This window comes from Paenibacillus phyllosphaerae (genome assembly GCF_014192105.1).
In the GTDB taxonomy this organism is placed as follows: domain Bacteria; phylum Bacillota; class Bacilli; order Paenibacillales; family Paenibacillaceae; genus Paenibacillus_Z; species Paenibacillus_Z phyllosphaerae.
This window is the reverse complement of sequence record NZ_JACHXK010000029.1, coordinates 52,879-62,631: the sequence shown is the minus strand read 5'-3', so window position 1 is coordinate 62,631 and position 9,753 is coordinate 52,879. Positions and strand designations below refer to the sequence as shown.

Sequence of the window (9,753 nt, the reverse complement as noted above, 5' to 3'; positions counted from 1 at the left end):
CCGGTATTAGCATTCGTTTCCGAATGTTATCCCGGTCTTACAGGCAGGTTACCTACGTGTTACTCACCCGTCCGCCGCTAAGCTATCCCCGAAGGGATAACTCCGCTCGACTTGCATGTATTAGGCACGCCGCCAGCGTTCGTCCTGAGCCAGGATCAAACTCTCCATGAAAGAAGTGCTTGTGACTCATTACTTCACTAGCTATAAAACATATCGCTCATTGTTCAGTTTTCAAGGAACAAGTTATGATGGTGACTGACTTACGCTGGTGATCTCAAGATCACTCATGCAATATTCACCAAATTTCTCAATGTCTGCCGTGTTGCTCAGCGGCGACTTTTATAAGATACCACAGGGCACTAACACAATGCAAGTGGTTTTAAAAACTTTTTCAGACGGCTGTCATCGATAGGCTCTCATATTAACCGCGTACCGCGAAAGTTCCTTAGGTGTAGCTATGCGCGCGTACATCCGGAAGATGATTTTATAGCGTCTGGCAATCGCAGTCTTAATATCGGTGTCTAATCTTGAATCATTCAGGTCGAGGAGCATCTCGTCTAGCTCTTTGCGTAGGACATAATCCAGTTCTTTGCATTCTTTGTCGTTGAATAGAATTCCGAGCATAACCGTAAGTGGCCCCCTTCTAACTTATCGACTGCCAAAACAACAACGGCGCCCTCGCGTTATCGCGTTGGACGCCGCCTTACTGTTATGCTCAGATTCTGGAAATTTTATTACTACGAAAGCAACCAAGCTGTAATTGTGCTCTCAATAACGGCTGCTACAAGCAATGTGACGACTAATAAAACCGATACGGGGACCGTTCTTACTACGAACCGTTCGACAGATGCGCCCCATCCATCCCGCTTCACAAATAAGTTACCAATCCCCTGGAACATGAGCGCACCGAACTTGATTCCGTAGGCGCATGCAATCAAGATAGCGGGGATCTCTAATATACCGTGAGGCAACAATCCTTTGACAATGATGGTGTAAAGCATATCGCCACCTTGACCGGCCGCCTGATTGACGACATAGCCGAGTACCATCCCATTGACGGCCAAAAAGAAAATCGGAATCAGCCCGAAGGCAGCGCCTATGTACATGACGAGTATGGATTTGATGACGTTGTTCAAAAAGATAAAAACGATAAATCCTAACGTCGGATTGTCGCTCGATTGAATCGTATTAGCCACTTCCCGCAAGCTGTCTACCTGTCCGGTGATGAATGCATTGAAATCTGCATTTGTTGCTCCTACTACTAACCCTGCAACAAAAATAATCGTGCTGGCAATCAGGTAATGCCGCATCTCTATGAAATGATTGATTAAATTGCGCCACGAGAACATTGAATGGCTCACCTCCTAATTGAATTTTGACCGTGTGCGAATAAGTGAATGGTACGAGCATAGATTGTACTAATACAAGCCTATTCGAGAGGAGACTCTAAATCGAATGAATTTATTTTATGTCATGAATGGACGACGGCTTAAACGTTATTTCCTTATTTGTGTCGGCCTTATATTCTCTGTTGGCGTCATCTACGCCGAGAAAGACAATATAACCGTGTTTGCTCCTCAACAGCCAGCCGCGATCTACAGCATTCCTACGAATAAGAGGGTTATTGCGCTTACTTTCGACATCAGCTGGGGCGACAAAAGGGCAGAACCGATTATTAACGTACTAAAGGAAAAAAAGGTGAGCAAGGCCACCTTCTTCTTGTCCGCTCCATGGAGCCAGACGCATCCTGATATTGTGAAGAAAATCGCAGCCGCCGGGTTCGAAATCGGCAGCCATGGCAACAAACATGATTTTTACAGCAGTTTGAACGATACCGAAATTCGCAACGAGATTCAGACCGCCCACTCGGTTCTGTCTCAAATTACGGGGAAAGCGCCGAATTTGATTCGCTTGCCGAATGGTGACTTCGATAAGCGCGTACTGCGCATTGCCGATGAGCTCGGCTACAAAGTCATTCAGTGGGATACGGACTCGCTCGATTGGATGAATATCGGGACGAGCAAGATCGTTAATCGCGTAATGGGTAAAGCACACAACGGCGATATTGTGCTGATGCACGCGAGTGACTCCAGCAAGCAAACCCATGAGGCGCTGCCCATCATTATTGACCAATTGCGTGCAAAAGGGTACGAATTCGTCAGCGTGTCCGAATTGATCGCGCAAACGGAAGTTTCCGGCAAAGCCGTCCAAGACAAGACGGCGATGACTGAGCGTTTCGACGCAGCTGCCGGCTATTAAAAAGAGTTCTATACGGCCGTCTTCGCATCTACCGCGGAGTCGGCCTTTTCTGTATTGACGATTCGATGCAGCAGCATGATCAAATACGAATTACAGACGAACAGCGGGGCAACCATAAAAATAATGGTCAGCGGGTTACTATCCTCGGACATGCTCGGCCATGCTTCGATCATGGTACCCACAAACAGCAGGAACATCGTCGGCATGAATGCACTGAAGTTGGTTTGTTTGGATTTGTAATAGGAGACCCCTGCAGCAGCCAGCGCCAACAACAACGGCAGGAGCCAAAAGAAGACGTTGCTCTGATGTTCGACCCGGCTTTGATACAGCTTATAGCCAAACCCACCGATCGCAAACAGCGTGCAGTACGCCTGTAGTGCGTTCCAATAAAGTTTGCGTCTGAGCATGCCTAATGCCAGATAGTTAATGGTTAAGTATGCGAAAAAGCCTAGCTGACTAAATACGCCAAACAATAGGCCTGCCAGCAGCATGGTTAGCGCATTAAACCCTGTCGCCTCCATGTTGAGTAACCCCACCTCAGGGTCGATTAAGCGCATGAGCATCCCCACGATTAATGTCACCACTGCACCTACAAGTGTGGTGCTCCAAAACAAAAACCACATTTTGCGTAAAGTCACTTCCGGTCACTCCCAATTGATAAGATCTATGGTTATACGTTCAACAGGCATTCCCGTTTTATTTTACCATGTCCACAATAAAAAGCTATTCGCGGTGCATGATAATCCCCGCTTACTTGTCGCATAATATACCCATCAATCCGCGCCCATAAAGAAGGGAGTCGCATATGACATGGTAAAACGCTGTATATGGCTATCTGCAAGCGCCCTGCTAATGTTCGTCTTATCCGGCTGTGGTTCTGAACCTGCCCCCTCTAGCGAGCCCCTCAGCTACAAGGACATGAAGTCCATGGTTATCGATATTCTAAAGACGGAAGATGCGCAAAAAGCATTACAGGAATCCGCCAGCGCGTTGAACGGCAGTGACGGTACAAAGCTGCTATCCGTGCAAGATCAAGAACAGGTACGCCTGGCCGTAAAAGACACGCTCGTCTCGCCAGATTATCATCAAGTCATTGAGCAATTAATGACCGACCCGCGATTCGCCGGCGAATTCGCCAAAGCCATCAATAAGGAAAATAAACAAATTTACAAGGACCTCATTAAGGATCCCACTTATCAAGCGGACTTGATTAAGGTGATGAAGAATCCTGAAATGGATAAGATGATTCTGGAAGTCCTTGGCAGTACGCAATATCGGAAACAAGTCGCGACCATTATGCAGGAATCGCTGCAAAGTCCCATTTATCGCCTGGAAATTCTGGATCTGTTGAAGACAGCCGTGAAAGAAGAGCTGAAGGTGAAGCCGACCGAAAAAGTGGAGAAAGCTGCCTCTGAGGAAGATAAAGCGGCTGAAGAAGAAAGCGGCGATAGTGGCGAAGGCGAAGATTCAGGAGAGTCTGAAGGTATGGGTGAATCCGGCGGAGGATCCCAATAACCGTTCACCCGATAAAATAAAATCCCGCATATTTAGTCTAGACAAGCTTGCACTAAAGGCAGCTTGTACAACTAAATGGTGCGGGATTTTACTTATTTCGCTTCGGATTCACATTTGGCAATGACACGGTCTGCGACTTCAAGATAGATGCGCCCCGCCTCCGTATCGGCTTTGTATACCGACGGTGAAAAATCGGGCTCGGAAATATGGTTATCCGGCGCGCCGAGAGGGATCTGCGCCATGAGTTCGGCATGCAGCGATTCTGCCAGTCGTGCACCGCCGCCGCGGCCAAATACATGCTCGATCTCGCCGCTCTTACTGATATAGTACGACATATTCTCGACAACGCCGATAATCTCATGCTCGGTTTTGATTGCCATGGCTCCAGCCCGAGCAGCGACGAATGCGGCCGTTGCATGCGGCGTCGTCACGATGATTTCTTTGCTCTGCGGAATCATCTGATGAACGTCTAAGGCCACATCGCCGGTACCTGGAGGAAGATCCAGCAGCATGTAATCAACATCGCCCCACTCAATCTCTGCAAAAAAATTGCGCAGCATCTTACCCAACATTGGACCACGCCATACGATCGGTGCATTGTCTTCGACGAAGAAGCCCATCGACATGACTTTGACGCCAAATTTCTCAATTGGAATAACCCGCTCATTCACGATCTGCGGACGCTCTTCGATGCCCATCATGTCTGGAACGCTAAATCCGTAGATGTCAGCATCGATGATTCCGACACGTTTGCCTTTACGAGCTAAGGCAACTGCCAGGTTAACCGTGACGGTAGACTTGCCCACGCCACCTTTGCCGCTCGCGACAGCAATGAAATGAACGCCGCTGCGTTCATTGAGCATCTTATCGCTTTCCATGCCAGCTGCATGACCGCGAACTGGCTCTTCCGTTGGCTGGGTACTGTTAGCCGACGTACTGGTTGCATCCGCGCTTCTAAAGCGAACGTGAAGCGTCTCAATCCCCGCCTCCTGCAGAACGGAACGCAGGGTGTTCTCGAACGGTGCCTGCCATTCTTCTCTTGCTCCGAGCACCGTCAATTGAACTTGACGATCCTTGACGACGATATCCCGGAATGTAATGACGTCTTGTGCTCTAGCCAAGCTCGCTGCTACCGATTCGGCAGCGGTCAAAATATCTTCGCGTGTCAACATGTTTGCATTCGTCTCCTCTGTCCGGATGATGCCCGTTTGCTGTTTCTTTTGACAACCTATGTATGCATTTATTATAACATAGTTTGTCCGGCAACCAAGGGCGCGTTAAGCCCCTGGCTGTGCTGGAGACGAATTCCCCCATTTTTCACCCGCGCTGTAACGCAATATCCCTTGATAAATGGACGCCGCTACTTTCTTCTGATACTCCGCATCGACGAGCATGCTTGCTTCGCCCGGGTGGGAGAGGAATCCTACTTCGACGAGTGCTGTTGGTATGCTGTCCATCGCTTTGAGCAAATACACATCATTCTTCTTCGCGGCCACCCGCTGCGTATTCTCCAGGTTACGACGAATCTCGTCTTGGATGAGCCCGGCCAGCGCTTCATTCTCCGGCAAGCTCGGATAGAAGAACGTTTGTGCGCCTGACCAACGCGGTGAAGGTATACTGTTCATGTGGATAGTAATAAAGAGATCTGCTTGATGGTCTTTAACGAATTTAGCGCGTGCAATCAGATCTTCGGTCTTCCGCCTGCTAATTTTACTTGTGCCTTCTTGGGCGAGATCGTAATCCCCTTCCCGCGTCATGACGACAATCGCCCCTGCCTGTTGCAAGTAGTCTCGAAGCTGCAGCGCAATGGCTAAGTTCAAATCTTTTTCCACCGCGCCTTGCTCACTGACAGCTCCTCCATCCACCCCGCCATGCCCGGCATCGATCGCGATCGTCTTTCCCGACAACGGCATTGTCCAATACGTCCATGTGCGCGTGGATGGGACGTCCTGCGACAACAAAATAACGGTTAGCAGCACCGCTATCATGCCAAGAACAACTCTTGCCGCGCCCCGGTAGGTGATCCAAACGACAAACCGGTTTCGTAACCCGCGCTTCACAAAAAAACCACCCCAATCCCCATGCGATAAGTGCTTGGCCATACAGCCATCTGCTCTTTATCATCATATGGGACGAGGTGGTCAGTTATGCGAATTATGCGTTAGCAGGTTGTTCCGACATGCCTTCGATTAGAATCTTCGCCACTTCAGGGCGGGAGAATTCCGGCGGCGGGCAAATGCCATCACGCAGCAACGCGCGAACTTTGGTACCCGAGAGGGTCAGATGATCTTCTTTGCCGTGCGGGCAAGTTTTGCTGGATGCCATATTGCCGCACTTCGTGCAGAAGAAGCTATGCTCGAAGTAAAGCGGCGTGATCCCCAGTTCATCAGCCGTAAAGGTCTTAAGCAGATCCTGCGCTTCATACGTACCATAGTAGTCGCCTACGCCGGCATGGTCGCGGCCTACGATGAAGTGTGTACAGCCATAGTTCTTACGAACAAGCGCGTGGAAAATCGCTTCACGCGGACCTGCATAACGCATAGCCGCCGGGAATACGCCTAAGAATACGCGATCCGCAGGGTAGTAGTTATCAAGCAGCGCAATATAGCTCTTCATCCGAACTGCAGCAGGTACATCGTCGGACTTCGTCTCGCCAACGAGCGGGTTCAGGAACAAACCATCCACAATCTCCATAGCGGCTTTCTGAATGTATTCATGAGCGCGGTGAACCGGGTTACGCGTCTGGAAGCCAACAACCGATTTCCAACCCTTCTCGGCGAAAATACGGCGTGTCTCCGTTGGGTTGAAATAGAACTCGTTGAACTTCTCAGGCACTGGACGATTCAGAACCGTAATCGGTCCGCCAACATAGGTGGATGGACGCTCATATAGTTTCGCTACGCCAGGGTGTTCAACTTCGTCCGTCTTGTAGACATTCACGGCTTCGAACTTCTGATCCACGCTGTAGATGCTTTGTACATCGATCGTGGCATAGATCAAACCATCTTCACCGATGAGGGCTACACGCTCTCCAACGGCTAGCTCAGCGGCTTTAGCTTCATCCACTGCTAGTGTAATCGGAATGCTCCATACCGTACCGTCAGCAAGACGCATACGCTCGACGACAGAGCGATAGTCTTCTTCATTCAAGAATCCTGTCAAAGGGGAAAACGCGCCGATCCCGATCAAGTCCAGGTCGGAGATCGCCCAATTGTTAACAACGATCGATTTAAGCGATGCTGCTGCTTCAAGTAGTGCTTCGCGTTCTGCACCAGCTGCGACCCGGTTTACCAGTACGCCGCCATGTGGGTTAATGCTGCTCATTGGATAAATAGCCTCCTCTTATTTATGCAATCCGCATTCGGTTTTCTCTTGACCAGACCAGCGGCCTGCACGAGGATCTTCACCTGGCATTACTTGACGTGTACATTGTTCGCAACCGATCGACGGATAGTTGCGGTCATGCAGCGGATTGTAAGGAACGTTGTTCTCGCGAATGTAGTTCCATACATCGTCCGAAGTCCAGCCAGCGATAGGATTGAATTTAATGAGGCCAAACTTCGTGTCGTACTCCACTTTCTTCGCATTCGCACGAGTAGGCGCTTGGTCGCGGCGAATACCTGTAATCCAGGCTTCATATTGCGACAGAATTCTTGTGAGCGGTTCTACTTTGCGGATGTTGCAGCATGCAGTAGCATCGGATTTCCAAAGTTCTTCACCATGCTGTGCTGCTTGCTCTTCCGGTGTAAGAACCGGCTTCACTTGAACAAATTTCATTCCGTAGTGCTCAATCATCTTGTCACGAGTCTCGTAAGTTTCTTGGAAGTGGAAGTCCGTATCCAGGTAAAATACATCTGTGCTCGGGCTGATCTTTTGCAACATATCCACCAATACGACATCTTCCGCACCAAAGCTGCACGCAAACGTGATGTTAGGGAATGTTTCAATTGCATATCGCAAGATCGCCTCTGGCGACGCATTCTCCAATTCTTCAGCCTTTTGTTTCACGAGCGCTTCCTTTTCGAAAAGGTTCATCGCTTGTACCTCCGTTATATGAATTCCAAGTAAATTGATCTACTATAGATTATACGTCTAGATGACTTTTTGTTCAACAATAGAAATAAAACCAGTGATGATAAAAAAGACCTTCTCCGCAAGCAGAGAAGGTCTTGTCTGAATTAACGTTTCGAGAACTGTGGCGCGCGGCGAGCCGCTTTGAGGCCGTATTTCTTACGTTCTTTCATACGTGGGTCACGTGTCAGGAAGCCTGCACGTTTCAGGGATGGACGGAACTCAGGATCTGCTTTAAGCAGTGCACGGGAGATACCGTGGCGGATTGCGCCCGCTTGTCCAGAGATACCGCCGCCATGAGCGATAACGATTACGTCATACTTGCTTTCTGTTTCAGTCAAAGCAAGTGGTTGTTTAACGATCAGTTTAAGCGTCTCAAGACCGAAATATTCGTTCAGATCACGCTTATTGATAACGATACGTCCTTCACCCGGCACAAGGCGTACACGTGCCACAGAGTGTTTACGACGACCGGTTCCATAGTATTGAACTTGAGCCATGAAACTGTCCTCCCTCTAATTAACCGCGAAGTTCGTAAACTTCCGGGTTTTGTGCTTGATGCGGATGCTCCGAACCAGCGTATACTTTAAGTTTGAGCTTCATTTTGTCGCCAAGACGGTTCTTAGGAAGCATACCGTGAATTGCGTACTCAAGTACACGCTCAGGAGTTTTCTTGATCATATCGGCAGCGGAAGTCACTTTCAGACCGCCTGGATACATCGAGTGACGGTAGTACATTTTGTTCTGCATTTTCTTACCTGTCAGAACAATTTTCTCTGCATTGATAATTACTACGAAATCGCCAGTGTCAACGTGCGGCGTGAATTGCGGCTTGTGTTTACCGCGAATCAGGCTTGCAGCCTCGCTTGCCAGACGGCCAAGCGTTTTGCCTTCTGCATCGATGACGTACCATTTGCGTTCTACTTCATTCGGCTTAGCCATAAAGGTGGTGCGCATGGATGATCCTCCTTATTCATGTAACAAATCGTTCTCATGTATCGAAGAAACGTATTGTCTCTACGTATATTCGCTATCGTGTTAAGGTACTTCATACGGCAATCTAAGTCGGGGCTGTGGGAGAGCCACTTAGAAAGCACAAGTTATATTCTACTATAATTCGTGCCTAATCGCAAGTGATTTTGAAGGATTGTAAAGCAACTATTCCGGGTATTCCACATGCCACAACATCAGGCCGTGAGGCATAGCTGTCGGGCCCGCTTTCGTCCGGTCTTTCGCTTGAATAATTCCGCTAACATCACTCGCCTCGAGCTTTCCTTCCCCGATCCATATCGCTGTTCCAGCAATGATCCGCACCATATTGTATAAGAATCCGTTACCGGTGACAAAGATGTCGAGCCCGCCTTCCGATTCCTCAATAGAGGCTTCATAGATGGTTCGTACATGGCTTAATTGCGTCGATTGCGTCGAGGCAAAAGAGGTAAAGTCATGCTCGCCAACTAATGCTGCAAGCCCTTCACGCATAGCTGAAACGTTAAGAGGGGCATGATGATGAAAGCGATGATGGCGCGTGAACAAATCCGGAAACTTGTTCGTATCGATGGAATACCGATAAGTCTTCTTCTTCGCGGAGAAACGCGCATGAAAATCATGTGATACTTCGTCCGCTCGAAGCGCTACGATATCTTCCGGCAACCGAGTATTCAGCGCGAGAGCCCAACGATCGACCGGAATACGCGATTCGGTCAGAAAGTTGAACACCTGCCCTTTGGCATGTACGCCTGCATCTGTCCGGCCAGATCCATTAATCCGGAGATCCTCACCAGTTAGGCTTTTGATGCCTGCCTCGATTACGTCCTGAATCGTATTGCCGCTCGGCTGCGTCTGGAAGCCGTTATAGTGCGTTCCATCGTAACTTACGACCATTCTCACATTCCTCAATCTCCCCCC

Annotated in this window: 12 protein-coding genes and 1 rRNA gene; 2 read left to right on the top strand and 11 right to left on the bottom strand. The window is 49.1% G+C overall.

Annotated features, from left to right (window positions below; translation table 11 throughout):
- The 3 genes from FHS18_RS31480 to FHS18_RS31475 form a co-directional block, all read right to left on the bottom strand.
- Positions 1-171 (bottom strand): 16S ribosomal RNA (locus FHS18_RS31480); the annotation flags it as partial.
- A gap of 231 nt (positions 172-402) precedes the next feature.
- The gene (locus tag FHS18_RS34715) at positions 403-624 is read right to left on the bottom strand and encodes a hypothetical protein (protein ID WP_246428019.1); all 222 of its coding nucleotides are present in this window, start codon (positions 622-624) and stop codon (positions 403-405) included.
- Between the two features lie 113 nt (positions 625-737).
- The gene (locus tag FHS18_RS31475; RefSeq protein ID WP_183604363.1) at positions 738-1,349 is read right to left on the bottom strand and encodes a stage II sporulation protein M; all 612 of its coding nucleotides are present in this window, start codon (positions 1,347-1,349) and stop codon (positions 738-740) included.
- Positions 1,350-1,455: 106 nt separating this feature from the next.
- Between FHS18_RS31475 and pdaB the strand changes: the two genes are divergently transcribed.
- On the top strand, positions 1,456-2,259 hold the full coding sequence (gene pdaB / locus FHS18_RS31470; RefSeq protein WP_183604362.1) for a polysaccharide deacetylase family sporulation protein PdaB: 804 nt from the start codon (positions 1,456-1,458) through the stop codon (positions 2,257-2,259).
- Positions 2,260-2,267: 8 nt separating this feature from the next.
- Here the strand turns inward: pdaB and FHS18_RS31465 are convergent, their stop codons facing one another.
- Positions 2,268-2,897 carry a KinB-signaling pathway activation protein gene (locus FHS18_RS31465; protein WP_183604361.1) on the bottom strand — a complete coding sequence of 210 codons (630 nt, stop codon included), beginning with the start codon at positions 2,895-2,897 and terminating at the stop codon, positions 2,268-2,270.
- A 172-nt stretch (positions 2,898-3,069) separates the two neighbouring features.
- Between FHS18_RS31465 and gerD the strand changes: the two genes are divergently transcribed.
- Positions 3,070-3,774, top strand: a complete 705-nt coding sequence (gene gerD / locus FHS18_RS31460) for a spore germination lipoprotein GerD (RefSeq protein WP_183604360.1) — start codon at positions 3,070-3,072, stop codon at positions 3,772-3,774.
- A 92-nt stretch (positions 3,775-3,866) separates the two neighbouring features.
- On the opposite strand, the gene FHS18_RS31455 is transcribed toward gerD, so the two are convergent.
- From FHS18_RS31455 to truA, 7 genes are all read right to left on the bottom strand, one after another.
- Complete coding sequence (locus FHS18_RS31455) at positions 3,867-4,946, bottom strand: Mrp/NBP35 family ATP-binding protein (RefSeq protein WP_183604359.1); 1,080 nt, start codon at positions 4,944-4,946, stop codon at positions 3,867-3,869.
- 105 nt (positions 4,947-5,051) lie between these two features.
- Positions 5,052-5,834, bottom strand: coding sequence for an N-acetylmuramoyl-L-alanine amidase CwlD (gene cwlD / locus FHS18_RS31450; protein WP_343060763.1), 783 nt, complete (start codon positions 5,832-5,834; stop codon positions 5,052-5,054).
- Positions 5,835-5,928: 94 nt separating this feature from the next.
- The gene (sat, locus tag FHS18_RS31445) at positions 5,929-7,098 is read right to left on the bottom strand and encodes a sulfate adenylyltransferase (RefSeq protein ID WP_183604357.1); all 1,170 of its coding nucleotides are present in this window, start codon (positions 7,096-7,098) and stop codon (positions 5,929-5,931) included.
- Positions 7,099-7,116: 18 nt separating this feature from the next.
- Entirely contained in the window at positions 7,117-7,809 is a 693-nt protein-coding gene (locus FHS18_RS31440) for a phosphoadenylyl-sulfate reductase (RefSeq protein WP_183604356.1), read from the bottom strand.
- 143 nt (positions 7,810-7,952) lie between these two features.
- Positions 7,953-8,345, bottom strand: a complete 393-nt coding sequence (gene rpsI / locus FHS18_RS31435) for a 30S ribosomal protein S9 (protein WP_183604355.1) — start codon at positions 8,343-8,345, stop codon at positions 7,953-7,955.
- Positions 8,346-8,364: 19 nt separating this feature from the next.
- Positions 8,365-8,802 (bottom strand): 50S ribosomal protein L13, encoded by a 438-nt coding sequence (gene rplM / locus FHS18_RS31430; RefSeq protein WP_183604354.1) that lies wholly within the window; start codon positions 8,800-8,802, stop codon positions 8,365-8,367.
- Between the two features lie 201 nt (positions 8,803-9,003).
- On the bottom strand, positions 9,004-9,744 hold the full coding sequence (truA, locus tag FHS18_RS31425) for a tRNA pseudouridine(38-40) synthase TruA (protein ID WP_183604353.1): 741 nt from the start codon (positions 9,742-9,744) through the stop codon (positions 9,004-9,006).
- Positions 9,745-9,753: the final 9 nt, after the last annotated feature.

Coding starts and splice junctions, on each gene's coding strand:
- pdaB (WP_183604362.1), top strand. CDS start 1,456: ATGAATTTATTTTATGTCATGAATGGACGACGGCTTAAACGTTATTTC.
- rpsI (WP_183604355.1), bottom strand. CDS start 8,345: ATGGCTCAAGTTCAATACTATGGAACCGGTCGTCGTAAACACTCTGTG.
- sat (WP_183604357.1), bottom strand. CDS start 7,098: ATGAGCAGCATTAACCCACATGGCGGCGTACTGGTAAACCGGGTCGCA.
- gerD (WP_183604360.1), top strand. CDS start 3,070: ATGGTAAAACGCTGTATATGGCTATCTGCAAGCGCCCTGCTAATGTTC.
- FHS18_RS31475 (WP_183604363.1), bottom strand. CDS start 1,349: ATGTTCTCGTGGCGCAATTTAATCAATCATTTCATAGAGATGCGGCAT.
- FHS18_RS31440 (WP_183604356.1), bottom strand. CDS start 7,809: ATGAACCTTTTCGAAAAGGAAGCGCTCGTGAAACAAAAGGCTGAAGAA.
- FHS18_RS34715 (WP_246428019.1), bottom strand. CDS start 624: ATGCTCGGAATTCTATTCAACGACAAAGAATGCAAAGAACTGGATTAT.
- FHS18_RS31455 (WP_183604359.1), bottom strand. CDS start 4,946: ATGTTGACACGCGAAGATATTTTGACCGCTGCCGAATCGGTAGCAGCG.
- rplM (WP_183604354.1), bottom strand. CDS start 8,802: ATGCGCACCACCTTTATGGCTAAGCCGAATGAAGTAGAACGCAAATGG.